This is a genomic window from Geomonas silvestris (assembly GCF_014193515.1).
Classification (GTDB): Bacteria; Desulfobacterota; Desulfuromonadia; order Geobacterales; family Geobacteraceae; genus Geomonas; species Geomonas silvestris.
Genome location: NZ_BLXX01000014.1, coordinates 13622 through 38950 on the forward strand (window position 1 = coordinate 13622; position 25329 = coordinate 38950).

22 protein-coding genes are annotated in these 25329 nt (G+C 61.0%); 15 read left to right on the plus strand and 7 right to left on the minus strand.

The window, feature by feature from the left end; all coding sequences use genetic code 11:
- Nucleotides 1–128: 128 nt before the first annotated feature.
- Nucleotides 129–1772, minus strand: a complete 1644-nt coding sequence (locus GMST_RS18460; RefSeq protein ID WP_183356181.1) for a methyl-accepting chemotaxis protein — start codon at nt 1770–1772, stop codon at nt 129–131.
- 411 nt (nt 1773–2183) lie between these two features.
- Here GMST_RS18460 and GMST_RS18465 point away from each other — a divergent pair, with 411 nt between their 5' ends.
- Nucleotides 2184–3287, plus strand: coding sequence for a putative NPN-dependent ornithine cyclodeaminase (locus GMST_RS18465; RefSeq protein ID WP_183356182.1), 1104 nt, complete (start codon nt 2184–2186; stop codon nt 3285–3287).
- A 6-nt stretch (nt 3288–3293) separates the two neighbouring features.
- On the plus strand, nt 3294–4202 hold the full coding sequence (gene rocF, locus GMST_RS18470; protein WP_246399844.1) for an arginase: 909 nt from the start codon (nt 3294–3296) through the stop codon (nt 4200–4202).
- 95 nt (nt 4203–4297) lie between these two features.
- Here rocF and GMST_RS18475 read toward each other — a convergent pair whose 3' ends face one another.
- The 4 genes from GMST_RS18475 to rsmD form a co-directional block, all read right to left on the minus strand.
- Entirely contained in the window at nt 4298–4795 is a 498-nt protein-coding gene (locus GMST_RS18475; RefSeq protein ID WP_183356183.1) for a chemotaxis protein CheW, read from the minus strand.
- Between the two features lie 259 nt (nt 4796–5054).
- On the minus strand, nt 5055–5249 hold the full coding sequence (locus GMST_RS18480) for a DUF1858 domain-containing protein (protein ID WP_183356184.1): 195 nt from the start codon (nt 5247–5249) through the stop codon (nt 5055–5057).
- Nucleotides 5250–5351: 102 nt separating this feature from the next.
- Nucleotides 5352–5840, minus strand: coding sequence for a pantetheine-phosphate adenylyltransferase (coaD, locus tag GMST_RS18485; protein ID WP_183356185.1), 489 nt, complete (start codon nt 5838–5840; stop codon nt 5352–5354).
- Nucleotides 5831–6412 carry a 16S rRNA (guanine(966)-N(2))-methyltransferase RsmD gene (gene rsmD, locus GMST_RS18490; RefSeq protein ID WP_183356186.1) on the minus strand — a complete coding sequence of 194 codons (582 nt, stop codon included), beginning with the start codon at nt 6410–6412 and terminating at the stop codon, nt 5831–5833. The genes coaD and rsmD overlap by 10 nt, the downstream gene beginning before the upstream one ends.
- A 291-nt stretch (nt 6413–6703) precedes the next feature.
- Between rsmD and GMST_RS18495 the strand changes: the two genes are divergently transcribed.
- Nucleotides 6704–7852, plus strand: a complete 1149-nt coding sequence (locus tag GMST_RS18495) for a deoxyguanosinetriphosphate triphosphohydrolase (RefSeq protein WP_183356187.1) — start codon at nt 6704–6706, stop codon at nt 7850–7852.
- Between the two features lie 161 nt (nt 7853–8013).
- Here GMST_RS18495 and yhbY read toward each other — a convergent pair whose 3' ends face one another.
- Entirely contained in the window at nt 8014–8307 is a 294-nt protein-coding gene (yhbY, locus tag GMST_RS18500; RefSeq protein WP_183356188.1) for a ribosome assembly RNA-binding protein YhbY, read from the minus strand.
- 580 nt (nt 8308–8887) lie between these two features.
- Here yhbY and pyrR point away from each other — a divergent pair.
- From pyrR to GMST_RS18555, 12 genes are all read left to right on the plus strand, one after another.
- Nucleotides 8888–9421, plus strand: coding sequence for a bifunctional pyr operon transcriptional regulator/uracil phosphoribosyltransferase PyrR (pyrR, locus tag GMST_RS18505; RefSeq protein ID WP_183356189.1), 534 nt, complete (start codon nt 8888–8890; stop codon nt 9419–9421).
- Between the two features lie 180 nt (nt 9422–9601).
- Entirely contained in the window at nt 9602–10537 is a 936-nt protein-coding gene (locus tag GMST_RS18510; RefSeq protein ID WP_183356190.1) for an aspartate carbamoyltransferase catalytic subunit, read from the plus strand.
- 139 nt (nt 10538–10676) lie between these two features.
- Nucleotides 10677–11954, plus strand: coding sequence for a dihydroorotase (locus GMST_RS18515; protein WP_183356191.1), 1278 nt, complete (start codon nt 10677–10679; stop codon nt 11952–11954).
- Nucleotides 11955–12015: 61 nt separating this feature from the next.
- A complete protein-coding gene (carA, locus tag GMST_RS18520) occupies nt 12016–13140 on the plus strand; it encodes a glutamine-hydrolyzing carbamoyl-phosphate synthase small subunit (RefSeq protein ID WP_183356192.1) in 1125 nt (374 codons plus the stop codon).
- Nucleotides 13141–13362: 222 nt separating this feature from the next.
- On the plus strand, nt 13363–14280 hold the full coding sequence (locus GMST_RS18525) for a radical SAM protein (protein ID WP_183356193.1): 918 nt from the start codon (nt 13363–13365) through the stop codon (nt 14278–14280).
- 185 nt (nt 14281–14465) lie between these two features.
- Nucleotides 14466–17714 carry a carbamoyl-phosphate synthase large subunit gene (gene carB, locus GMST_RS18530; protein WP_183356194.1) on the plus strand — a complete coding sequence of 1083 codons (3249 nt, stop codon included), beginning with the start codon at nt 14466–14468 and terminating at the stop codon, nt 17712–17714.
- A gap of 111 nt (nt 17715–17825) precedes the next feature.
- The gene (greA, locus tag GMST_RS18535; RefSeq protein ID WP_183356195.1) at nt 17826–18302 is read left to right on the plus strand and encodes a transcription elongation factor GreA; all 477 of its coding nucleotides are present in this window, start codon (nt 17826–17828) and stop codon (nt 18300–18302) included.
- A gap of 135 nt (nt 18303–18437) precedes the next feature.
- Entirely contained in the window at nt 18438–18635 is a 198-nt protein-coding gene (locus GMST_RS18540; protein WP_183356196.1) for a DUF1858 domain-containing protein, read from the plus strand.
- A gap of 54 nt (nt 18636–18689) precedes the next feature.
- Nucleotides 18690–21086 carry an ATP-dependent DNA helicase RecG gene (gene recG, locus GMST_RS18545; protein ID WP_183356197.1) on the plus strand — a complete coding sequence of 799 codons (2397 nt, stop codon included), beginning with the start codon at nt 18690–18692 and terminating at the stop codon, nt 21084–21086.
- A 389-nt stretch (nt 21087–21475) separates the two neighbouring features.
- Entirely contained in the window at nt 21476–21643 is a 168-nt protein-coding gene (locus GMST_RS22315) for a hypothetical protein (protein ID WP_246399847.1), read from the plus strand.
- On the plus strand, nt 21613–22668 hold the full coding sequence (locus tag GMST_RS18550; protein ID WP_246399848.1) for a PQQ-dependent sugar dehydrogenase: 1056 nt from the start codon (nt 21613–21615) through the stop codon (nt 22666–22668). Before GMST_RS22315 ends, GMST_RS18550 begins: the two co-directional genes overlap by 31 nt.
- A gap of 220 nt (nt 22669–22888) precedes the next feature.
- A complete protein-coding gene (locus GMST_RS18555) occupies nt 22889–24055 on the plus strand; it encodes a PQQ-dependent sugar dehydrogenase (protein WP_183356199.1) in 1167 nt (388 codons plus the stop codon).
- A gap of 83 nt (nt 24056–24138) precedes the next feature.
- Here the strand turns inward: GMST_RS18555 and GMST_RS18560 are convergent, their stop codons facing one another.
- Nucleotides 24139–25203 (minus strand): threonine aldolase family protein, encoded by a 1065-nt coding sequence (locus GMST_RS18560; protein WP_183356200.1) that lies wholly within the window; start codon nt 25201–25203, stop codon nt 24139–24141.
- Nucleotides 25204–25329: the final 126 nt, after the last annotated feature.

A 25329-nucleotide genomic window follows, 5' to 3' on the forward strand; every position in this document is an offset into this window, starting at 1 on the left:
GTCGGGGCTCTCGACACGGCAGCGGAGCTGCCCTTTTCCCGGGCGGCCTCGAGGCTGCTCGACAAGTGACCGGCGCCAGAGCATTGAGGGCGTTGCCCCCCGGACCACTCTGGCGCCGGAGGGTTAACTCAGGCGAGCTTGAACTGTCCCACCAGGGCGTGCAGTTCATCGGCCAGCCGGGCGAGTTCACTGGCGGCCCCCGCCGAGGTCTGCGCTCCGCGGGAGGTTTCGTGCACCACCTCGGTGATCTGCTGCAGGTTCTGGGTGATCTCGCCGGTGGTGGCGGTCTGCTCCTCGGCAGATGTGGCGATCTGGCTAACCTGGAGGGTGACCTCGTTGATCTGGTTCAGGATCTCCTTGAGTGAGTCCCCTGATTTGGCGGCCTCGCGGGTGCCGTTTTCCACCTCCCGCACCCCGGCCTCCATGCTATTTACCGCCTGGCGGGTTTCGCTCTGGATCGCGCCGATCATCTGGGAGACCTGGCTCGTGGCGCGCGCGGTGCGCTCTGCCAGGGCGCGCACCTCGTCGGCGACCACGGCAAACCCGCGTCCCTGCTCGCCGGCGCGCGCCGCTTCGATGGCTGCATTGAGGGCCAGGAGGTTGGTCTGGTCGGCAATGTCCTGGATGGTCGCCACGATCTCGCCGATCTGGTCGCTGCGCTCCCCGAGTCCCGCGACGGTACCCGCAGAGGTCCTGACTTGATCCGCGATCCGCTCCATGACCTGGACGGTCTGCTGCACGACCCGCGCGCCTCCTTCGGCGCTGTGGTTGGCGATGTCGCTGCTGTCGGCGGCGTGTTGGCAGTTAATGGCGATCTCCGAGGAGGTGGCGGCCATCTCCTCGCTGGCGGTCGCGACGGTTCCCGCCTGGGCGGCCAGTTCCTCGGCACTTGTGGCGATATGCTGGGCGGTGTTCTGCAATTCGCCCGCAGCCGCAGCTACCTCCACGCTGTTTCTGGCTACCTGTTCCATGATCCCCTGCAGCCGCCCGGCCATTTCGTTCACCTCTCCGGCCAAAAGCCCCATCTCGTCCCGGCTTTTGATGCCGGAACGCGCGGTAAGGTCCCCGTCGGCCACCTGCGCGAGGGTGTCGAATACCATCTTCAAAGGCGTGCTGATCGATTTGGCGATCAGGGTGCCGATGATCACCATGAAAAGCCCCGCTATTGCAGCTAAAACGATGAGAACCACCCGGGATCTCTGGTAGTTGGCCAGGTCCTCCTGGTACGTTTTCGCCGCCTCGTCGACGTTCATCTTGACCAGGTCGGCAATCGCCTGCACCGGCTTCGCGCCGAGCGGCGCCACGGTTTCCGTGGCGAACTTGACGGCCTCCGCACGCTTTTGGGGGATCCCCGCGCTGGCGATCGTCATCTGTTCAAGTTTCGCGGCCTCTTTCCAGTAGTCGGCGATCCCCTGGCTGAAGGCGCCGATGAGTTCCTTTTCCTTGGTGCTGAGATCCTCTTTTTGGAACTTCGCTATCCCCTCTTCGATAGCTTGCCGGCGTTTGGCTGTATCTGCCGCCTTCTCCTTGAGTCGGTCCGGGGCCTCCAACACCATCATGTAGACCAGGTTCAGACGTATCGCGCTCAGGCTGAATTTGAGGTCGTTGAGCAGGGCTACGTGCCGCACTGCGGTACTCATATCCTCTTCGTTTCCAGCCATGTGGTGCATCTTGACAAGGCCTGTGGCCATCATGAGAACCAGGGACAACGTGGCGAGAGCTACCAGTACCATGGTCTTGGTCTGGACCTTGAGGTTCATCCAAATACTCATGCAATTCCTCCGTAAGTGAACTGTTGGTTTCTGTAAGATTATCGGTGATGGCTCGCGCTATCTTTAACGATAGTGGGCGGCCTTTTACCCTACATTCCGGTTGGTGGGATGTAAGAAATGCTGTAGTGGCGCTACCCGCCCTGAGTCTTTCAATGGCGGATCACTAATCAGCACCTGGATGTGCTAGAGTAATCCTCAATGGATCAAGAACTGTTGAGGCGCGCGAGGCAGCCGATCTTGAGTGGGTGGTATTTACGCCAGGAGCTGGCTCTGTCCGTTGGGATTTGCGGTCGGTTGTGTAGGAAAAGCAAGGACAGGGCGCCAGGTTGTAACTTCAATGAGCGGTGCTAGAGTAAGCGATGCGCCGGCATCCGCATGAGGATGACCGGCTCCTAAACAGGAGGACGCGCCGTGGCGACAACACACGAGGTGATACCGGAATACACCCCCCCCGATTTCAACCGGCTCGGGCTGGCCCACGCCCCAGTGGTCCAGACCGCCGCAGCCCCAAAGGACGGGGTCCTGCCCAAAAACTACCACGCCACCTCGAACCACCCAGAGTACGTGCACCTGGGAAACGGCGAGTGGATACTGGCCCGGCAAAGCCGCATGGACTCGGTGATGGTGCTGCGCGGCCGGGAGCTCGAGGTGGTGGAACCGCGCCGGGTGCGGGCCGGTGACCCGGTGGTGCTGGGGCGCACCGAAAACGGCGAAGAGGGGATCTACCTGCACATTTCGGGGTTCGAGCCGCTTTCCGAACACTTCGCCGACAAGTTTTCCTTCAGAAACCGCGGCACCCGCGAGACCCCGTTCTCCCGCAGCTACGACGAACTCTACCAGGTGCTCAGGCACGACCGCGACACCGGCTACATCGTCTGGGTGCTGGGGCCTGCGGTCGCCTTCGACATGGACAGCCGAAGCGCCATGCAGGGGCTCATCGAAAGCGGCTACTGCCACGCCCTGTTGGCGGGAAATGCCCTGGCCACGCACGATCTGGAGGCCGCGCGCTTCAGGACCGGCCTTGGCCAGGACATCTACACCCAGGCCTTCCAGCCTATGGGGCACTACAACCACCTGGACATCATCAACGAGGTGCGCCAGCGCGGCAGCATCCCGGCCGCCATCGAGGAGCTGAACCTGCGCGACGGCATCATGTATGCCTGCGAGAAACGGGGGATCCCGTACGTCCTGGCCGGCTCGATCCGGGACGACGGGCCGCTTCCCGAGGTGATCGGCGATACCTACCAAGCGCAGGACGCCATGCGGGTTCATGCCAAAATGGCGACCACGGTGATCGCGATGGCGACCCAGCTGCACTCCATTGCCTTTGGCAACATGGTTCCCAGCTACCATGTGCTGGACGACGGTACGGTGCGCCCGGTTTTCTTCTACGTGGTCGACATGACGGAGTTCTGCGTTGACAAGCTCGCCAACCGGGGCTCGGCACAGGCGGTTGCCATCCTGACCAACGCGCAGGATTTCATGGTGAACCTCTGGAACAATCTGAGGGGGTGAGGGGACGTGTCTGACGAAATCGGCAGGGGGGAAATGGTGCGGATCATCGGGGTACCGGTCGACCTTGGCCAGACCCAACGCGGCGTCGACCTGGGGCCTGGTGCCCTGCGCTATGCGGGGATCGCCGAGCGCTTAAGCGGATTGGGTTACCAGGTGGAGGACCAGGGGAACCTCGAGGTGCCGGTGCGCGACGTCTTGGGCAGCGAGCGCGAACTGCACTACCTCCCCTCCATCCGGCGGGTCTGCGATGCGGTGTACCAGGCGGGGCGCCGGGCGGTAGAGGACGGCTTCCTGCCGCTTTTCATGGGGGGCGACCACTCCATGGCGCTCGGCTCCATCGGGGGAGTGACCCATCACGAGCCGGCCGGGGTGATCTGGATCGACGCCCACGGCGACTTCAACACGCCGCAGACCTCGCCGTCGGGAAACATCCACGGCATGGTGCTCGCCGCCCTCATGGGGCAGGGGTTTCCGGAACTGGTGCAGTTGGGGCGCATCGGTCCCAAACTCCAGGTGACCGACGTGGTGATGATCGGGATCCGCGAGCTGGATCCCCAGGAGCGCCAGCGCCTCAAGGAGAGCGGGATCGCCACCTACACCATGCGTGAGATCGACGAGCGCGGCATGGGGACCGTGGCCCGCGAGGCGGTGGAGCGGCTTGAGCACCTAAGCCGCCTGCACGTAAGCCTCGACCTGGACGCCCTCGATCCCCTGGAGGTCCCCGGGGTCGGCACCACCTCGCCGGGCGGTCTCACCTACCGCGAGGCGCAGCTGCTCATGGAGATCATCGCCGACTCCCGGCGCCTGGCCTCCCTGGATATCGTGGAGATCAACCCCATCCTGGACCAGCGCAACCAGACCGCGAAGATCGCCGTCGAGTTGGCAGCTTCCCTGTTCGGTAGCCGGATACTCTAGCGAAAAAACGGCCGCCGAGGCTCGCCTCGCCACGACAAGAGGGCGCCGACCACGGTCGGAGCCCTCTTTCTGCGTCCGGAGGGTATCCGTCCCGCTTACACCGCTCCGCTTAGCAGGCGGCGCTCCTCGTCGCTCAGCATCCGTTCCAGATCCAAAAGGACCAGCAGGCGCTCGGCCTGGTTGATTACCCCCGCCATGCACTCCTGTTCGAGTCCCGCCGAGGCGGCCGGAGGGGGCGGCTGGATCTCCTTCTCCGAGATCCTGATCACCTCGGAAACCTCGTCCACGATGAACCCCATCAGTTCACCGACCACCTCCATGACCATGATCCGGGTACGCTTGTCATACTCCGCCTCAGGGAGGTTGAACTTGCGCCTGAGCGCGATGATCGGGATCACCTTGCCGCGCAGGTTGATGACACCCTCCACGTAGTGCGGCGTGTTGGGGACCCGGGTGATGCTGAGCATGCGGATGATCTCGCGCACCAGGAGCACGTTGATGCCGTACTCTTCCTGGTCCAGTGCGAAACTCACCAATTGGATTTCGTCGAAGGTTTCGGTGTCAGTAGTTCGTGTGGCTGGCAGATTGCTCATGGAAGCAGGTTCCTCCTGTGCCGGATGTCGGCGCCACGGGTTTTTTTTAAAGGCGCCTGTAAGATTATCGACGACGGTGGGGTGCTGCTTGAGAGAAAATTGCACTGCGGACGGTAAAACGAGGGGATGGGGAGCGTGATGGTGCGGGGTACCTGAGGCGGAGGTGGCTGCGCAGCGCGGGCTGCACACGAAAAAAGCCCGTCCCGATGCTCCTTGGCGAGACCGGGTACGGGCGTTTTAAAGGGGGGGGAGGCCTGAATCAGGAACTGAGCTTGCTGTTCAGTTCGCCGAGCAGGGTGTCGATGTCGACCTTGTGCACCGAAGCGCCGTGTTCCAACTCTTCGTAATCGGCGATCTGGCAGTCGAAGCAGTCGAGGCCGTAGCGTTCGAAGATGGGGAGCGTTTCCGGGTGCCGCCTGAGGATTTCCGCAATGGTCATGTTCTTGGTGATCACTGGAACCTCCCGATGCTGGGTTGACTGCGTTTGATCGAATATCCAGGGTGCCTGCTGGCCTGCAACAGTAGCAGACGCCGGTGACCCTGGCAAGACACGGGGTCAGGAACGGTTGAACTTCGCGCTGAGCGCAGCCTTCACCAGCGGGGGAACCAGCTTGTCCACCGGTCCGTTCAGCGAGCTCACCTCTTTTACGATCGAGGAAGAGAGGTAGCTGTAGGGAACCGAGGTCATCATGAACAGGGTCTCCACCTGCTTGGTGATGGAGCGGTTCATCTGGGCCAGCTGGAACTCGAACTCGAAGTCGGAGACCGCGCGCAGGCCGCGGATCACCACCGAGGCGCCGCGTTTCTGGACGAAGTCGACCAAAAGCCCGTCGAAGGTCTCCACGTAACAGTTGGGCTTGTCGGCGAGGATCTCGGAAAGAAGCGCAAGCCGCTCGGGGACGCTGAACAGCGAGTTCTTCTCCGAGTTGCGGGCCACCGCCACCACCACGCCGTCGAAGATCTGCAGGGCGCGCTCGATGATGTCCAGGTGTCCAAAGGTGACCGGGTCGAAGGAGCCGGGATAGACTGCGAGTTTCAGGGGCACTGTGCACCTCGATCTGCGATGGTTAGAAAGGAGAGGGCGGTATCACCGTAGATCCTGCGCTCGCTCTCCTGCAGCCTGCCGAAGCTGCGAGGGACATCTTCCTGCGTGGCGAACTCGGCGACTACCGTGGTCCCGGCATCGACCAGGGGCGAGGTCCCGAGCAGTTCGAGTACCCGAACTGCCAGCCCCTCGTGATAGGGAGGGTCAAGAAAGATCAGGTGGAAGGGGGCTTCGCTGCGGGCGAGCCAGTTGAGCGCGGCGTGCGCCTCCTGGTTCAGCACCTTGGCCTGAGCGCCCAGATGGGTGAGTTCCAGGTTTTTCTGGACAAGCTGCACCGAGTCGCGGTGCGAGTCGACGAAGACGGCAAATCCGGCGCCGCGGCTGAGCGCCTCGATTCCCAGGTTGCCGGTGCCGGCAAAGAGGTCCAAAACGCGCATCTCGTCGAACTCGCCCAGGCGGCTCACCAGGATGCTGAAGAGTGCCTCTTTGACGCGGTCCGCGGTCGGGCGTACCCGCATGTTCTTGGGAGCCAGGAGCCTGCGCCCCCGGGCTGAGCCTGCGATCACCCGCATAAAACCTATTCCCTCATCCGGTCGATATTACCGGTTTTTCATGCTTCTCGCGTTGCAGCCTGCTCTATTACCACGATGCACCCATGGCGTCAATGGCAACTTTAAAGTTGACAGTGTATGAGGGGCGTATATAAATAGCGGGAATATTACAAGCTTTGTGACAGCCGCGGGCAGAAATAGCGACTCTTGCCGCTCCCGGTTGTGTCACGGCGGCAGTTTTGTCCAGTAATTGACGATGCTGTAGGGCGCAGTCTTTATGCTGGCGAGTCTATTCTTCAACAGGGGGAGTGGATGAGAGAAGGGCAGATGATGGAGCGGAACGATCTGGCAGGCTATGCGGCCCGCAGTGACAGTTCCCGTGGGCGCAAGTACCAGGAGGAGTTCCGCGACAACCGGCCGGCCTACGAGCGGGACCGGGACCGCATCATCCATTGCGCCGCCTTCCGCCGCCTGGAGTACAAGACCCAGGTCTTCGTAAACCACGAAGGCGACTACTACCGGACCCGGCTCACCCACTCGCTCGAGGTGGCGCAGATAGGGAAAGGGATCGCCCGGCGCCTGGGGCTCAACGAGGAGCTCACCGAGACCCTCGCCCTCGCTCACGATCTTGGCCATACCCCCTTTGGGCACACCGGCGAGGAGGTGCTGAACCGGCTTATGGAGGGGTTCGGTGGCTTCGAGCACAACCTGCAGTCGTTGCGGGTCGTGGACGAGTTGGAGGAGCGCTACCCGAACTTCAACGGGCTGAACCTCTCTTGGGAGGTGCGCGAGGGGATCGCCAAACACTCCACCCCCTACGATCTCCCCACCACCGCCTTCGCCGAATTCCTTCCCGGCACCGTCCCCACCGTCGAGGCGCAGCTCATCAACCTCGCCGACGAGATCGCCTACAACAACCACGACATCGACGACGGGCTCAAGTCAGGCTACGTCAACCTGGCGCAGCTGCGCAGCGTGGAGCTGTGGGAGGAGGTCCACGAGGGGATCCTGTGCAAGTACCCGGGGATAGATCCCGACCGTGCCGTTTGCCAGACCGTGAGCGCACTCATCGGCGTCCTGATAACCGACCTGGTCGCGACGACCGCCGCCAACATCGAAAATCTGAAGATAGGGACCCAGGAGGACCTGCGCCGGGTGAACCTGCCAGTGGTCGCCTTCAGCCCCGAGATGGCCAAGCGTAACGCGCAGCTGAAGCGGTTTTTGTTCCAGAACCTGTACCGGCACTACAAGGTGGAGCGCATGCGGGTGAAGGCCGAGCGCTACCTGGCCGAGCTCTTCGAGGTGTACGTGAAGCACCCGACGCTGCTCCCCTTGAGACACCAGCAGAAGATGGAGCGCGAAGGGCGCGAGCGGGTGATCTGCGACTACATCGCCGGCATGACGGACCGCTTTGCGCTGGACGAGTTTAAGAGGTTGTTCGAGCCGTACGAGAGGGTGTAGGGGTGGGGGCCTGGCGGCAGGTGGCGCTGCGGCGTTCACCGTTGCTGATCGGTTCGGTCAGTCCGATCGATCCGATCGGTGCGCTGGAAAACCATGGCAGCAAAAACGAAAAGCGGGGGCCAATGCCCCCGCTTTTTTGTGTCCTACCGGTGGTGTGCCGCTTACTTCTTGGGCAGCTCCATCCTGGGCTCTTTCGCCGCACGGTACAGCAGCAGCGTTCTGCCCAGCACCTGGGCAAGTTCGGCGCCGGCCGCGTTGCAAAGCTCCTCGGCCACCTCATGGCGGTCGATCAGGCAGCTCTCCAGGATCTTCACCTTGATGAGTTCATGGCTTTCCAGTGCCTCGTTAGTCTCGCGGATCACCGCCTCGCTTACATCACTCTTGCCGACGGTGATAACCGGCTTAAGCCCATGTCCCAGGGCCCGGAGAAATCTCTTCTGTTTTCCCGATAGCATCAATTCTTCCTTTGCGACTTCTGCAGCTTGAGTGCGGTTCATGACAACAGCCGCCTCTGCAAAAACCTTCGTTATGTTTCATAAACCAGCATGAGTGTATAGCATCTTGCCGTGCAGATAGCAAGTGACCGGACTCGGTGGCTCACCGGTGGAGTGCTGACAGCAACCGAAATGACTGCGCCTGCCAGGAGCGTTACGAAAAGGCAACGGGCATCGCCCGGCATTGTGACCCTGTGTTTGCTGTAGGTTGCGCCTTTGTCACCTTCGAAAGTGCGCTTAGTAAAACCTAATCCTCTTCGGCTGTTTGCGGTGCAGTTTCGCCTTGACTCTCACTGGTCGCGGTGGTACTTTTACCAAAATTTTTACCTTACCTTTTAAATTAGCCCCGTGAGGTTAGCAAAGGTGGAGAAAGTTACACTCTCAGTCTATCTGGAAGAGCCTTTCTGCCTGCGCGCGGAGAGGCTCTTTTTATATGCAGAAACCGCCCCGGATGTGGGATGCTAAGGTGTAATAACTTCACAGTTTTCGAACTGATCCAATATGAACAATGAGCGGCGCTGGAGCGCCCAAGGAGATCGTCATGGCAGAAAACACCGTAATTCTGGACGGCACCGGCGTAAAAAGGGCCCTGACCAGGATAGCCCATGAGGTGCTGGAGAAAAATAAAGGGGTAGAGGGTCTGGTGCTGGTCGGCATCAGGACCGGTGGTGTACACCTGGCTCACGAACTGGCAAGCCGGCTCTCCGAGATCGAGGGCGTCGAGGTTCCCGTGGGTGCTGTCGATATCACCATGTACCGCGACGATATCAAGGGGCATGCCGAGCACCTGCCGGTCGGCAAGACCGAGCTCCCTTTCTCGGTGGAAGGTAAAAAGGTGGTCCTGGTGGACGACGTCCTCTTCACCGGGCGCACCATCCGCGCTGCCATGGACGCCATCTTCGACCAGGGTCGTCCCTCCTGCATCCAGCTCGCCGTGCTGGTGGACCGCGGTCACCGCGACCTGCCGATCCGCGCCGACTTCGTAGGCCGCAACGTTCCGACCAGCCGCAGCGAGAACATCATGGTCGTCTTCGACGCGGAGAACAAGCCGACTGAAGTCGTGCTGCAAAAATAAGGCAACAACAAACCATTTAACAGGGATGAATGGGATAAAAGGGATAAACCCAAAGCGGAAAGGCCTTAGGGGAAAGGCAAAACCAAACTTGAAAGTCTTAAGATTTTATCCCCTTCATCCCCTTCATCCCTGTTCGAATTGAATTTATTTTGCTGACACTACGAGTTTCAGGGGGGGATCATGGGTTTCAGGCACAAAGACATCATTGCCCTCAAGGATCTGACCAAAGAGGAGATCGAACTGCTCCTCAATACGGCAGACAGCCTTGACGAAATCAACCGCCGCGACATCAAAAAGGTCCCGACCTTGCGCGGCAGAACGGTCGTCAACCTCTTCTACGAGGCTTCTACCCGTACCCGAACCTCCTTTGAAATCGCCGCTAAACGACTCTCCTGCGACACGGTCAACATCACTGCGTCTACCAGTTCGGTCACCAAGGGCGAAACGCTCTCTGACACTGCCAACAACATCCTGGCCATGAAGCCGGACATCATCGTGATGCGCCACTCAATCTCGGGTGCCCACGAGTACCTGGCCAAGCGGGTCTCCTGCTCGGTGATCAACGCAGGCGACGGCGCGCACGAACACCCCTCCCAGGGGCTTTTGGACATGCTCACCATGCGCCAGAAGTACGGCAGGATCGAGGGGCTGAAGGTCGCCATCGTGGGCGACATCACCCACTCCCGCGTGGCCCGCTCCAACATCTACGGCCTCACCACCATGGGGGCGCAGGTTTTCCTGGCCGGCCCGCCGACCATGATGCCCGTTGGGATCGAGCGGTTGGGGAACGTGACCGTCTGCAAGGACATGCGTGAGGCGGTGGATCGGGCCGACGTGGTCATGATGCTGAGAATCCAGCTGGAGCGCCAGGGAAAAACCCTGCTCCCCAGCATGCGGGAGTACGCCCGCTACTTCGGCCTCAACCCCGAGGTGCTGAAGCTCGCAAAACCAGGCGCCATCGTCATGCACCCCGGACCGATCAACCGCGGCGTCGAGATGTCCTCGTACGTGGCCGACTGCGACCAGTCTTACATCCTGAAGCAGGTCTCCAACGGCGTCGCTATCAGGATGGCCATGCTCTACCACGTCTGCGGCGGCGAGCCGGCGGAAGGGTAACTGCAAGTTCTACGTTCTAGGTTCTACGTTTTACGTTGAACCTACAGCGTATGCCGAATTTGACCTGGTGCTTTTCAACTTAGAACCTAGAACATAGAACCTAGAACGGATTTTTCCGGTTCTTAGCGAGGTACTTGAGATGAATGTGTTGATAAAAGGCGGGCGCGTGGTTGACCCTTCCCAGGGTATTGATGCAATAATGGACGTTCTCATCGCAGACGGCGTGGTGCTGGAGTTGGGCACCGGGCTCTCGGCTCCGGAAGGGACCGAAACGATCGATGCCACCGGGCTCGTCGTGACTCCGGGGCTCATCGACATGCACGTGCATCTGCGCGATCCGGGCCTCGAGTACAAGGAAGACCTTGCTACCGGCAGCCGCGCCGCTGCAGCCGGCGGCTTCACCTCGGTGGCCTGCATGCCCAACACCAAACCGGTCATCGACAACAAGGCGGTCACCTCCTACATCCTGAACAAGGCCCGCAACGAGGCGCTGGTCAACATCTTCCCGGTGGGTGCCATCACCCAGGGGAGCAAGGGCGATACCCTGGCCGAGATGGGTGAGATGAAGGAAGCCGGTTGCGTGGCGGTCTCCGACGACGGCAAGCCGGTCTGCAACAGCGAGCTGATGCGCCGCGCGCTGGAATACGCGAAGGGGATCGGCATCGCCGTGATCTGCCACTCGGAAGACCTCGCGCTGGTCGGCGAAGGGGTGATGAACGAAGGCTTCGTCTCCACCGAGCTCGGCCTCAAGGGGATCCCCTGGGCGGCCGAAGACATCGCGGTGGCTCGCGACGTGTATCTGGCCGAGTTCACCGGTTCCCCGGTGCACATCGCCCACATCTCCACGGAAGGGTCCGCCCGCATCATCCGCAACGCCAAGGCGCGCGGGGTGCAGGTGACCTGCGAGACGGCGCCGCACTACTTCACCCTGACCGACGAGGCGGTGCGCGGCTACAACACCAACGCGAAGATGAACCCGCCCTTGAGAGGGGAGGCCGACCGCGCCGCCATGAAGGCGGCTCTCGCCGACGGGACCATCGATGCCATCGCGACCGACCACGCCCCGCACCACCTGGACGAAAAGGATGTCGAGTTCAACCTGGCCATGAACGGCATCGTCGGCCTGGAGACCTCGCTCCCCTTGTCGCTCAAACTGGTCGAGGAAGGGGTGCTCGATCTTCAGCAGCTGGTTGCAGCCATGTCCTGCAACCCCGCGAAGATCCTCGGGCTAGATCGCGGCACCTTGAAGCCGGGTGCCGTCGGCGACGTGACCGTCATCGACCCCAACAAAGAGTGGACGGTGGTCGCCGAGAAGCTGGAGACCAAGTCGAAGAACTCGCCGTTTATCGGCTGGCAGATGAAGGGTGCCTCGGCCTACACCATCGTGAAAGGCCAGGTGGTACACAAAGGGATTTAGTGTTTGGATGACGGCCGCCTTTTTAGAGGCTGCGCAAGCAATATACGATCGGGAGAACTACATGAAAGCAGTACTGGCTCTGGCAGACGGCCGGATCTTTATGGGAAAGGCCTTCGGTGCAACGGGCGAAACTTCGGGCGAGGTTGTCTTCAACACCGCCATGTCGGGATACCAGGAAGTGCTGACCGACCCCTCGTACAAGGGGCAGATGGTCACCATGACCTACACGCAGATCGGCAACACCGGGATCAACCCGGAGGACATCGAGAGCAACCAGCTCTACCTCTCGGGCTTCATCGTCAGGGAGTACCTCGACTGCTACTCCAACTGGCGCGCCACCATGAGCCTCGACGCCTACCTGAAGGAGCATGGCGTGGTGGGGATCCAGGGGATCGATACCCGCGCTCTCACGCGTCACCTGCGCGACAAGGGGGCCCAAAACGGCATCATCTCCACCATCGACTTCGATCCGGAGAGCCTGGTGAAAAAGGCGCGCGCCATTCCCTCCATGTCCGGCCTGGATCTCGCAACCGGCGTCACCTGCTCCGCTCCTTACCACTGGACCGAGGGACTCTGGGACTTGGAGAACGGCTACCCGCAAGTGGACCGGAGGGACCTCAAGTACAAGGTGGTCGCCTACGACTTCGGGATCAAGCTGAACATCCTGCGCTGCCTGGTCTCGGCCGGCTGCGACGTCACCGTGGTTCCGGCGACCTTCCCGGCCGAAGCGGCGCTCGCCATGAACCCGGACGGCATCTTCCTCTCCAACGGCCCGGGCGACCCGGAACCGATGAAAGAGGTCATCGAGAACATCAAGCACTTCGTGGGCAAGAAGCCAATCTTCGGCATCTGCCTCGGGCACCAGCTTTTGGGCCTCGCCCTGGGCGGCCGGACCATCAAGCTTAAGTTCGGCAACCACGGCTCGAACCTGCCGGTCATGGACATGAAGACCCGCAAAGTTGAGATCACCGCGCAGAACCACGGCTTCTCGGTGGACATCCTGTCGCTCTCCCACGCCTGCCAGCTCGGTCACGAGAACCTGAACGACCAGACCGTGGAAGGGATGCAGCACAAGGAGCTTCCGATCTTCTCGGTGCAGCACCACCCCGAGGCTTCCCCGGGACCCCACGATTCTCACTACCTGTTCGACCGGTTCGTGGAGATGATGGAGAAGTTCAAGAAATAGGTTGAGGTCACGGTTGAGGTTGAGAACTTCATTCTCAACTAAAGCCCTTGCACACAGAAGGAGCCGGAAACCAAAACAGAAATGCACGATAAGAGAAGATCTGGGTCAAACTCGCTTCATGCCTGATCCGATAGGTCTGATTTGGTTTCCTGACTTTACCGTGTGCCAATGTTGTAGTCCCCCGCCCCCCTCCACTTAAGCGAGGGGGAGGCCATAGGAAGCATGCACTACAAAGAACTGTACGAAAGCGGCGAGTTGCTGAAGCGGGTCAAGACCGCCTACGCCCGCCTGAAGTCTTGTGACATCTGCCCGCACGCCTGCGGTGTGAACCGGCTGGCGGGTGAGATCGGCATCTGCGGCGCGGGGCACCAGCCGCGCATCGCCTCGGCAAACATCCACCGCGGCGAGGAACCGCCCATCTCGGGCAGCCGCGGTTCGGGAACCATCTTCCTGTCCGGGTGCACGCTCAAGTGCCGGTTCTGCCAGAATTTCCCGATCAGCCAGCAGCACAACGGCACGACGCTTACGACGCAGCAACTGGCCAAGAAGATGCTCGGGCTGCAAAAACGCGGCGCGCACAACATCAACTTCGTGACGCCGACGCACTTCACCCCGCAGATCCTGGCGGCGCTGTACCTGGCGATTCCTATGGGGTTCAACATCCCCCTGGTCTGGAACACCAGCGGCTATGAACGGGTGGATACCTTGGGGCTGCTGGACGGCGTAGTGGACATCTACCTGCCGGATATGAAGTACACAAGCGACGAGCAGGCGCGCAAGCTCTCGGGAGCGCCGGGCTACACCGATCTGAACCGGCTGGCGGTGGCCGAGATGCTGCGCCAGGTCGGACACCTCGAGTGCGACGAGGACGGCATCGGGGTGCAGGGACTGATCATCAGGCACCTGGTCCTGCCGGAGGGGAGGGCGGGAAGCCCCGAGACGCTCAGCTACATCGCCGAAAACTTCGGGCACGAGACCCACATCGCGCTGATGAGCCAGTACTTCCCGGCGCACCTGGCCACCCAGACTCCGGGGATCGAGCGGCGGGTGACCAACGAGGAGTACAGCGAGGCGGTCGAGGCGCTGGAAGAAGCAGGACTGGAAAACGGCTGGGTACAGGACGAGCCGGAAGAAACCTGAAATTTGGCACGCGGAAGGTGCCGGAAACCCAGGCAAAACTGCCGGGTCAGGCAAAGATTTTGGTTGCCCCCTAAGGATTCTGGGTTATCAGGCTTTTTTGTTGTGGTTTCCGGCCACTTCCGCGTCGCAGATGCATTTTAAAGTTTTTAAAGGCGGTTCACCGCCCTAACGAAGGAGATAGTTGAATGCCTAAACGCACAGACATCCAGAAGATCCTCATCATCGGCGCAGGACCGATCGTCATCGGGCAGGCCTGCGAGTTCGATTACTCGGGTACCCAGGCCTGCAAGGCCCTGAAGGAAGAGGGGTACCAGGTGGTGCTTTTGAACTCGAACCCGGCTACCATCATGACCGACCCGGACTTCGCGGACCGCACCTATATCGAGCCGGTCACCCCGGAAATCCTGGCGGCGATCATCGAGAAGGAGCGCCCGGACGCCGTGCTCCCGACGCTGGGCGGCCAGACCGCGCTGAACACCGCGGTGGCGGTTGCGGAGAACGGCACCCTTGAGAAGTTCGGCGTGGAGCTGATCGGCGCCAAGCTGCCGGCCATCAAGAAGGCCGAGGATCGCACCCTGTTCAAAGAGGCGATGCAGAAGATCGGCCTGGGTATCCCGCGCTCGGGTCTCGCGCACAACTACGCCGAGGCGATGGAAGTGATCAAGCACGTCGGCTTCCCGGCAATCATCCGCCCCTCCTTCACCCTGGGTGGTACCGGCGGCGGCATCGCCTACAACATGGAAGAGTGGGAGCGCATGTCCATGGCCGGCATCGACGCCTCGCCTACCAAAGAGATCCTGGTCGAAGAGTCGCTGATCGGCTGGAAGGAGTACGAACTCGAGGTGATGCGCGACACCGCCGACAACGTGGTGATCATCTGCTCCATCGAGAACTTCGACCCGATGGGGGTGCACACCGGCGACTCCATCACCGTGGCGCCCGCCCAGACGCTGACCGACAAGGAATACCAGATCCTGCGCGACGCATCCTTGAAGATCATCCGCGAGATCGGCGTCGACACCGGCGGCTCCAACATCCAGTTCGGCATCAACCCGAAAAACGGCCGCCTGGTAGTCATCGAGATGAACCCGCGCGTGTCGCGCTCCTCGGCGCTCGCCTCCAAGGCCACCGGCTTCCCGATCGCCAAGATCGCCGCCAAGCTCGCCGTCGGCTACACCCTGGACGAGATCACCAACGACATCACCAAGGAGACCCCGGCCTGCTTCGAGCCGACCATCGACTACGTGGTCACCAAGGTGCCGCGCTTTACCTTCGAGAAGTTCCCGGCAGCCGACGCGACCCTCACCACCCAGATGAAATCGGTGGGCGAGGTCATGTCCATCGGCCGCACCTTCAAGGAATCCTTCCAGAAGGCGCTCCGCTCGCTGGAGATCGGTTCCTGCGGTTTCGAGTCCCGTTTCTTCGGCGTGGGCGGTGACACCCGCCGCGGGCTGAACGAGAAGGAGCGCGCGCTTCTCAACGACAAGCTGAGAACCCCCAACTGCGACCGGGTCTGGTACGTGGGCGACGCCTTCCGCTGCGGCATGACCGTGGACGAAATCTTCGCCATCACCGGGATCGACCAGTGGTTCCTGCACAACATCCGCCAGATCATCGAGAAGGAAGAGGAACTCAAACAGCTCAAGATCGAGGCTGAAAGCAAAGAGAGCCAGAAGGAGATCTTCTGGGACGCTAAGCGCTTTGGCTTCTCGGACAAGTACCTGGGGCTGCTCTGGAACCTCACCGAGATAAAGGTGCGCGAGCTGCGCCAGGGCGCTGGGATCAAACCGGTCTTCAAGCGGGTCGACACCTGCGCCGCCGAGTTCGTGGCCCACACCCCGTACCTCTACTCGACCTACGAGGAGGAGTGCGAAGCGGAGCCGACCAACAAGAAGAAGATCATGATCCTGGGCGGCGGCCCGAACCGGATCGGCCAGGGGATCGAGTTCGACTACTGCTGTGTGCACGGCGTGTTTGCGCTCTCCGAGGACGGCTACGAGACCATCATGGTCAACTGCAACCCCGAGACCGTCTCCACCGACTACGACACCTCGGACCGCCTCTACTTCGAGCCGCTCACCTATGAGGACGTTTTGAACATCGTCGAGGTGGAGAAGCCGACCGGCGTCATCGTTCAGTTCGGCGGCCAGACTCCGCTTAAACTCGCCGTGGCGCTCGAGAAGGCCGGCGTCCCCATCATCGGTACCTCGCCAGACGCCATCGACCGCGCCGAGGACCGCGAGCGCTTCCAGGAGATGCTGCAGAAGCTCGACCTGCGCCAGCCGGCCAACGGCACCGCTCGCTCCTTCGAGGAGGCCGAGGCCGTTGCCGAGCGGATCGGGTTCCCCGTGGTGGTGCGCCCCTCTTACGTCCTGGGCGGTCGCGCCATGGAGATCGTCTACGACATGGAGAACCTGCGCCGCTACATGCACACCGCGGTACAGGCCTCGCCGGAGCACCCGATCCTGATCGACAAGTTCCTCGACGAGGCGATCGAGATCGACGTCGACGCCCTGTGCGACGGCCAGGTCGCGGTCATCGGCGGGATAATGGAGCACATCGAGGAGGCCGGCATCCACTCCGGCGACTCGGCCTGCTCGCTGCCGCCATACTCCATCGACCCGGAGATCACCGACGAGATCCGTCGCCAGACCAAGGTGATGGCGCTGGAGTTGGGCGTCAAGGGGCTCATGAACGTGCAGTTCGCCGTGAAGGGGAAAGATATCTACATCCTCGAGGTGAACCCGCGCGCCTCCCGCACCTCGCCGTTCGTCTCCAAGGCGACCGGCCGGCCGCTGGCCAAGATCGCCGCCCGGGTCATGGCCGGCAAGACCCTGGCCGAACTCGGCGTCACCGCAGAGATCATTCCGGAGCACATCTCCGTCAAGGAGTCGGTCTTCCCGTTTGCCAAGTTCCCCGGCGTGGACACCATCCTCGGACCCGAGATGAAGTCCACCGGCGAGGTCATGGGGATCGGCGCTACCTTCGCCCAGGCCTTCGCCAAGGCCCAGGCAGGTGCCGGCGTCCGGCTGCCGGTGTCGGGGAAAGTCTTCATCAGCGTTAAGGATGCTGACAAAAAACATATTGTCAGCGCCGCAAAAAGACTGTATGCTCAGGGCTTCGAATTGGTCGCAACTCGTGGTACCGCAACGTATCTTCAGGAAAAGGGGATACCGGTCCAGGTAGTTAACAAGGTTGCAGAAGGGCGCCCGCACATCGTGGATGCCATCAAGAACAACGAGATCTGCATGGTAATCAATACCACCCTCGGCGCACAGGCCGTGGCAGATTCGTTCTCGATCCGCAGAAATACCTTGATCAATAACATTGCCTACTACACCACTGCAGCCGGTGCCCGCGCTGCAGTCGATGGTATTGTGGCAATGACTCAGTCGAAGTTGGAAGTGAAGCCGATTCAGGAATACTTGAATTAGGAGCTTCGATCGAAAACGTCACCCCGCAGTTTTTTACTTATAATTCAATGCATAATCATGGGGGGGCCAGTACCACGGCCCCCCCACTAAGTTCAAGAAGGAGTAAGTCAGATGTCGCAATCCGTTCCATTGACAAAGGAGAGCTACGAGGCCCTCCAGGAAGACCTGAGGCGGCTTATCAAGGAAGAGCGGCCCAAGGTCATTCAGGATATCGCAGAAGCGAGGGCGCATGGCGATCTGTCAGAGAACGCTGAATACGATGCCGCCAAGAATCGCCAAGGTTTTATCGAAGGGCGCATCCTTGAACTGAGCGACAAACTGGCGCGGGCCTACGTGGTAGACCTGTCCAACCTGAAACCGGACAAGGTGGTTTTCGGTGCCACGGTTACCGTGTACGACACGTCGACCGACGAAGAGATCACCTACAAGATCGTCGGCGAGGACGAGGCCGACATCAAGCTGGGGAAGATCTCCTGCACCTCTCCGGTGGGCAAGGCGCTGATCGGTCACAAACTGGACGACACCGTCAAGGTGAGTGTCCCCTCCGGTCTCAAAGAGTACGAGATCCTCGAGATCCGCTACGAGTAGTCTCCGACGTAAATCAGCCACGGAGACACGGAGCGCACGGAGAACTTCCCTAAGGTTTAGGCCAGAAATCTCCGGTCTTTTCCTCCGTGTCTGCGTGGCAAAATTGCCAGTTTCACCACCAACAGGAGGTTTTAGATGAGCCAGATTACCAAAGATATGACGTTTGCTTCGGTTATGAGGATGCACCCGGATGTCGTTAAGGTGCTCGCCAAGTACAACCTCGGCTGCATCGGCTGCATGGGCGCCCAGAACGAGTCCCTGGAGCAGGGCTGTAACGCTCACGGCATCAAGGTCGAAGAGATCGTCAACGACCTGAACGCACTCTTCAAATAAGTTCCCCTATGGCCGGGTCCGGTTCCTCAACCGACCCGGCCGTTTCTTTCCTCCATGCCGACCATCAAGCTTTCCCCAGACGGGACCATCTCTCTCCCGGCCGAGCTTAGGGAGTCTCTGGCGCTTAAGCCCGGGGACGAACTGAGCCTCGAGGTGGTGGACGGCACCCTGCGCATTACACCGAAAAGCCCGCAACGAGTCACCAAACCAGCTGACAAGAAGAAGCGAGCTGCCGAAAAGGCGGCTGGCCCCAAGGCTGCGCCTAAGCCCGACGACCCCTCGGCAAAGGTGACAGGCACCTCCGGAACCAGTCCCCTCCCGGCTGCCTCGCTGCGCCGCCCCGAACTGCAGACCACCATGCGCTTCATCAAGGGTGTGGGCCCGAAACTCGCCGAGACTTTTGGCAAGAAAGGGATCAACACCGTCGAGGACGCGCTCTACGTGCTCCCCAATTGCTATGAGGACCGCCGCCAGCTTAAGGAGATCGCTCGGTTGCGTCCCAGCGGCACGGAGGCATTTTTCGCGACGGTCGTGTCGGCGGGGCCACAGGTCAGCAAGGGAGGGCGCAACTACTTCGAGGTCGTGGTGCGCGATGCGACAGGCTCCTTGGTGCTCAAGTGGTTCCACTACCACCCCGCCTTTATGAAGAAGAACTGGATGCCCGGGCGCAGCGGCATCTTCATCGGGGAGTTGGCGCAGTTCGGCCTGCAGCGTGAGATGCATCACCCCGAGGTGGAGTGGGCTGCGGAAGGGGAAGATCTCGCCCAGGTGATGGCGCGCGATCCCGAGAATTTCGGGCGAATCCTGCCTGTCTACCCGCTTACCGAGGGGGTGAGCCAGAAGGTGATGCGTCGCATCATGCGCGACGTGGTGCAGCACTACAGCCGCTACCTCACCGCCACCCTGCCTGAAGACGTCCTGAAGCGCCATCATCTGCTCTCGCTCCCCGTCGCACTGCGCGAGGCGCACGCACCCGACCCGGACAACTCGGTAGAGGATCTGAACGCCGGGCGCGGCGAGGCGCACCGTTCGCTTGCCTTTGACGAGTTCTTCTTCCTGCAGCTCGGGCTTGCCCTGAAAAAGCGCGGCGTCGCCGTCGAGGACGGCATCAGTTTCAACGTCACGCACCGCTACACAAAGGAACTGCTCAAGCTGCTCCCTTTCAGCCTCACCAACGCCCAAAGGCGGGTGCTCTCCGAAATCAAGGAGGATATGATGGCGCCGCACCCGATGCATCGTCTGGTGCAGGGAGACGTGGGGTGCGGAAAGACGCTGGTGGCGCTCATGGCGGCGCTCGTCTGTGTCGAGAACGACTACCAGGTGGCGATCATGGCTCCGACCGAGCTGCTGGCGGAGCAGCACTACCTTAATATCCACGGCTACTGCGAGAAGCTGGGGATCACCGTGGCTCTGCTGACCGCCAGTGTGAAGGGGAAAGGCGACACGCTGGAGAAGATCTACTCCGGCACAACCCAGATCGTAGTAGGCACCCATGCCGTGATCCAGGAGAAGGTGGAATTCAAGCGGCTGGGGCTCGGCATCATCGACGAACAGCACCGCTTCGGCGTGGTGCAGCGCTCGCTCTTGAAGCGTAAGGGGGTGAACCCGGACATCCTGGTGATGACCGCGACCCCGATTCCCCGCACCCTGTCCATGACCGTCTTTGGCGATCTCTCGCTGTCGGTGATCGACGAGCTCCCCCCGGGGCGCACCCCCATCGAGACCCGCGTAGTGCGCGAGAAGCGCCGCAGCGAGGTGTACGCCACCATCCGCGAGGAGATAGGGAAGGGGAGACAGGCCTACGTCATCTACCCACTGGTCGAAGAGACCGAGAAGAGCGACCTGAAGGCTGCGGTGCAGATGGCCGAGCACCTGGCCCAGGAGATCTTCCCCGAGTTCAAGGTTGCGGTGCTGCATGGCCGGATGAGTTCCGCGGAGAAAGAAGCCGTCATGTTGGCCTTCAAGGCGCATGAAACGGACATCCTGGTGTCAACGACGGTTATCGAGGTCGGTATCGACGTCCCCAACGCCACCGTCATGGTCATCGAGCACGCCGAGCGCTTTGGGCTTTCGCAGCTGCACCAGTTGCGCGGAAGGGTAGGGCGGGGGAGCGCCCGCTCGCGCTGCATCCTGGTTGCTGGCGACAGGCTTTCCGAGGACGGCTCGCGGCGGCTCGACGTCATGGTGCAGAGCAACGACGGTTTCGTCATCGCCGAAGCGGACCTCAGTATCCGCGGCCCCGGTGATTTCCTCGGTACCCGGCAGGCCGGCCTTCCCGACCTTAAAGTGGCCGACGTGTTGCGCGATGGGGGAGCCCTGGAGCTCGCGCGGCGCGAGGCTTTTGCCGTTGTCGAGCGCGATCCGCACCTCTCCAGCCCCGAAAGCCAGAGGCTGCGCTCCGAACTGATCGTGCGTTGGGGCGGCCGGCTCGAGTTGGCCGGCATCGCTTGATGTATTCATTGTTCTATTTTCCGCTGCACGTTGTTCCCCGCCATTCCTTCTACGGTATTCAGTACCTTCCCTTCTTGCAATGAGCTCATGAGGTACTTAGCTCAATCTTTTTATGTGCCCTTTCTCTTTCAGTGATTCTTAACCAGTGCTGTAAGTCACGCGTTGACAAACCAGTTGCAGTGGGAAGAAACTGTTACGTAGTTGGATTTCTCTTCATAGTGATCGCGACAAGAAATACGGTTCCATTACATGAGGTGAGACTATGGAACAAGAAAGGGGAGATACCAGATGTATCGTAACTAGATCGATCGCACTTCTGTTTCTTTGTCTGACACTGGCCGCCTGCGGTGGCGGAGGTGGCGGTGGCGGCGGTTCAACCCTCTTGAGTAATGGCGGCTCCGGGGGCACCGGCACTGGCGGTTCCGGCGGCGGAACAGGTGGAACTGGTGGAACTGGTGGAACTGGTGGAACTGGTGGAACTGGTGGAACTGGTGGAACTGGTGGAACTGGTGGAACTCCAACGGGGTTGCCAGCCAGCGTTTCGCTGGTCCAGATAGCTTCGGGGCTGAACCGGCCGCTGACCATCACTAACGCGGGGGATAACAGCGGCCGCCTCTTCGTGGTAGAACAGGGAGGGACCATCAGGCTCATCCGTAACGGGGCGCTTGCCGCTACGCCGTTTCTGGACATTTCCAGCCTGGTGAACCAAGCGGGCGGCGAGCAAGGGGTCCTGGGCCTCGCCTTTCCTCCGGGATTCCCAACCCGCAACAGTTTCTACGTGAACTACACCGATCGTACCGGCGTCGGCAACACGGTGATTGCCCGCTTTGGGCTGAGTTCCGATCCCGACCGCGCCGATCCTGCGACGCGCACCCAGGTGCTCACCTTCGCCCAACCCTTCCCGAACCACAACGGCGGCCAACTGGCCTTCGGCCCTGACGGGCTGCTGTACATAGGCAGTGGCGACGGTGGCGGCAGCGGCGACCCACTGGGCAATGGGCAGAACCGCTCTGTGCTGCTCGGCAAGATCCTGCGTATCGATGTGCTCTCCGGTAGCGTTCCCTCCAGCATCCCCTCCAGCAATCCCTTCGGGAACGAGATCTGGGGCTATGGGCTCCGCAATCCCTGGCGCTTCTCCTTCGACCGCAGCACGGGCGATCTCTACCTCCCGGATGTCGGGGAAATTACCGTAGAGGAGCTGAATTTTCAGCCTGCTGGGGCCGGCAGCGGCGCAAACTATGGCTGGAACATCATGGAAGGTGACCGCTGCTTTGCCGATCCTTCCTGCAGCAGCGCCGGCCTGACCTTGCCGGTGGCGGAGTATCTGCATGGCAGTGGCGACTGCGCGATAACCGGCGGGTACGTGTATCGTGGCAGCAGCACGGCTTTGCAGGGGACCTACCTCTATGGCGATTTCTGCAGTGGGCGCATCTGGGGTGCGCAGCATACCGGCGCTAGCTGGCAATCTGCGTTACTCACCGACACCACGTTCGGCATCTCCACGTTCGGTGAAGACGAAGCCGGAGAGATCTATCTCGCAGACTACAACGGGGGAGGGATCTATCACGTCGTCACCCCCTGAAATGGCGGTACATCCGCGCAACTCACAAGGGCCAGGCGGCTGTAGATGCCTGGCCTTTTGTGTCTGAGGACCGGCCGTTTGACAATCTCTGGTCCTGGGGCACACTCAATGCTGGGGTTATGGTTGGAATGTGCCAATAGTGCGGCGTTTGCCACAACTCCCGTGTGTTATGGACGATAAGATGATCCGATGCTTTAACTTACGTTGCGAGGTAACACCCATGAAACCTGCACTATCAGTCAAACGTGTGGCTGTTGGGATCCTTTTGCTGGTCTCGTTACTGAGCGCGTGCGAGTCGCCCAACGTCGGCTCCAGTGCTGCAGCAAAAGGCACCGAGACGCTGACTCTTACCAAGGTCGCCAGCGGCTTCAAACACCCAACGACCATTACCAATGCAGCCGATGGCAGCGGCCGTCTCTTCATCGTCGAACAGGGAGGCAGGATCAGGATCCTGCACGACGGCCAGGTGTTGCCCAAGCCTTTTCTGGACATATCCCACCTGGTTACCCGCGACGGCGGCGAGCAGGGGCTCCTGGGCCTGGCATTTCCTCCCGATTACGCACACCGCAAGCAGATTTACGTCGACTACACCAACAAGGAAGGGATCGGCAACACGGTAATCGCCCGGATAAGTTTGGCCAGCGGAGATGCCAATCGTGCCGACCCCCGCAGCCTCACCCGGCTGTTGACCATCAAACAGCCGTACGCCAACCATAACGGCGGGGAGATCGTCTTCGGGCCGGACAAGATGCTCTACATCGGTATGGGGGACGGAGGCAGCGCGGGCGATCCGAAGCGCAACGGGCAAAATGCCAGGTCGCTCCTCGGTAAACTGCTGCGCATCGATGTCCTGGGGGCTACCGAACCGTATGCGGTCCCCGCGGGGAATCCCTTCGGTAACGAGGTCTGGGCCTACGGTCTGCGCAACCCCTGGCGGTTCTCCTTCGACCGCGGCACCGGGGATCTCTACATCGCCGACGTGGGGCAGGACCTGGTAGAGGAGATCGACTACCAGCCGGATGGCAAGGGGGCCGGAGCCAACTACGGATGGAGCATCATGGAGGGGAGCCGCTGTTTCAGGCAGCCGGGTTGTAAGGAGGAGGGACTCACGATGCCGGTGGCCGAGTACCGTCACGGAGAAGGCGACTGCTCGGTAACCGGAGGGTATGTCTACCGCGGCAAGCACAGGGCCTTACAGGGGATCTATTTCTACGGGGATTTCTGCAGCGGGCGCATCTGGGGCCTCAAGCGGGAAGAGGGGAACTGGAAGACCTGGCTCGTCAAAGAGAGTGGGCTGGCTATCTCGACCTTCGGTGAAGACGAATCGGGAGAGTTGTACGTCGCCGACTATGGCAAAGGGGATATTTACCGAGTTGGGGCACCATGAAGAGTATCAGGTGGAGATGCGATAAGAAAAGGCACCCTTTCAGGTGCCTTTTCTTTTTGGCGAGACCCGATGAACCTCGACTCTCACAGTTGCATGGCGATCCGGATGTCCTGCACGAGCGCCGCCACTTCATCCACCTTGGTGTCCCAGGAGCACATGAACCGGCCGCCGCCAGCGCCGATGAAGGTGTAGAAGTGCCACCCCTTGGCGCGCAGCGCCGCGAGCGCCTGCTCCGGCATCTCGATGAACACGGAGTTCGCCTGGCTGGGGAACATGATGCGCACGCCGGGAATCTTCTTCACCTCGGTTTCCAGCAGCCGGGCGCAGTTGTTGGCTTGGGTCGCGTTGCGAAGCCAGGCGCCGCTTTGCAGCATGTTGATCCACGGTGCGGTCAAAAACCTCATCTTGGAAGCCAGTTGGCCTGCTTGTTTACAGCGATAGTCGAACTCGTAGGCAAGCTCCTTGTTGAAGAAAACCACCGCCTCGCCTACCGCAAAGCCGTTTTTGGTGCCGCCGAAGGTGAGGACATCGACACCCGCCTGCCAGGTGATCTCCTTCGGCTCGACCCCCAAAGAGGCAACCGCGTTACCAAAGCGCGCCCCATCCATGTGAACGTGAAGCGCGTGTTTGCGCGCCATCTCGCCTACCGCCTGCAACTCGGCGACGCTGTACACGGTCCCCAGCTCCGTTGCCTGGGTGACGCTCAAAACGCGGGGCTTGGGGTAGTGGATGTCACTGCGCTTGGTGATGGTGTGCTCGACGGCATCGAGATCGATCTTGCCATTTTCCCCCGGCACCAGGAGCATCTTGGTGCCGTTGGAGAAGAACTCCGGCGCGCCGCATTCGTCGGTTTCCACGTGTGCCATTTCGTGGCAGACGATCGAGTGATAGGACTTGCACATGGAGGCAAGCGCCAGCGAGTTGGCGGCTGTGCCGTTAAAGACGAAGTAGATCTCGCAGTCGGTTTCGAAGAGCTCGCGGATCTGCTCGCAAGCCTTCTCGGTCCAGGCATCGTCGCCATAAGAACAGGCCAGACCGCGGTTGGCCTCTTCCATCGCCTGCCAGGCCTCGACGCAGATCCCCGCGTAGTTGTCACTGGCGAAGTGGTACTTCAGCGGTTGCCCCGCAGCATTTACTCTCTCTTTCACGCATCCCTCCTGTCAAAGCCGTGGTCCACATTTATTAGCATGGATATTTTCAGCTCACAATCTTTTGTTTGCCGGTGGTTGACAGGTCGAGGTCGAGACCTGCGCTGTTTGAGTCTCAACAGGGTA

Excerpts from the sequence above, each read along its gene's own strand:
- GMST_RS18460 (WP_183356181.1), bottom strand. The coding sequence starts at position 1,772 with ATGAGTATTTGGATGAACCTCAAGGTCCAGACCAAGACCATGGTACTG.
- GMST_RS18475 (WP_183356183.1), bottom strand. The coding sequence starts at position 4,795 with ATGAGCAATCTGCCAGCCACACGAACTACTGACACCGAAACCTTCGAC.
- rsmD (WP_183356186.1), bottom strand. The coding sequence starts at position 6,412 with ATGCGGGTGATCGCAGGCTCAGCCCGGGGGCGCAGGCTCCTGGCTCCC.
- GMST_RS18495 (WP_183356187.1), top strand. The coding sequence starts at position 6,704 with ATGAGAGAAGGGCAGATGATGGAGCGGAACGATCTGGCAGGCTATGCG.
- yhbY (WP_183356188.1), bottom strand. The coding sequence starts at position 8,307 with ATGCTATCGGGAAAACAGAAGAGATTTCTCCGGGCCCTGGGACATGGG.
- pyrR (WP_183356189.1), top strand. The coding sequence starts at position 8,888 with ATGGCAGAAAACACCGTAATTCTGGACGGCACCGGCGTAAAAAGGGCC.
- GMST_RS18510 (WP_183356190.1), top strand. The coding sequence starts at position 9,602 with ATGGGTTTCAGGCACAAAGACATCATTGCCCTCAAGGATCTGACCAAA.
- GMST_RS18515 (WP_183356191.1), top strand. The coding sequence starts at position 10,677 with ATGAATGTGTTGATAAAAGGCGGGCGCGTGGTTGACCCTTCCCAGGGT.
- carA (WP_183356192.1), top strand. The coding sequence starts at position 12,016 with ATGAAAGCAGTACTGGCTCTGGCAGACGGCCGGATCTTTATGGGAAAG.
- GMST_RS18525 (WP_183356193.1), top strand. The coding sequence starts at position 13,363 with ATGCACTACAAAGAACTGTACGAAAGCGGCGAGTTGCTGAAGCGGGTC.
- carB (WP_183356194.1), top strand. The coding sequence starts at position 14,466 with ATGCCTAAACGCACAGACATCCAGAAGATCCTCATCATCGGCGCAGGA.
- greA (WP_183356195.1), top strand. The coding sequence starts at position 17,826 with ATGTCGCAATCCGTTCCATTGACAAAGGAGAGCTACGAGGCCCTCCAG.
- GMST_RS18540 (WP_183356196.1), top strand. The coding sequence starts at position 18,438 with ATGAGCCAGATTACCAAAGATATGACGTTTGCTTCGGTTATGAGGATG.
- recG (WP_183356197.1), top strand. The coding sequence starts at position 18,690 with ATGCCGACCATCAAGCTTTCCCCAGACGGGACCATCTCTCTCCCGGCC.
- GMST_RS22315 (WP_246399847.1), top strand. The coding sequence starts at position 21,476 with ATGGCGGCTCCGGGGGCACCGGCACTGGCGGTTCCGGCGGCGGAACAG.
- GMST_RS18555 (WP_183356199.1), top strand. The coding sequence starts at position 22,889 with ATGAAACCTGCACTATCAGTCAAACGTGTGGCTGTTGGGATCCTTTTG.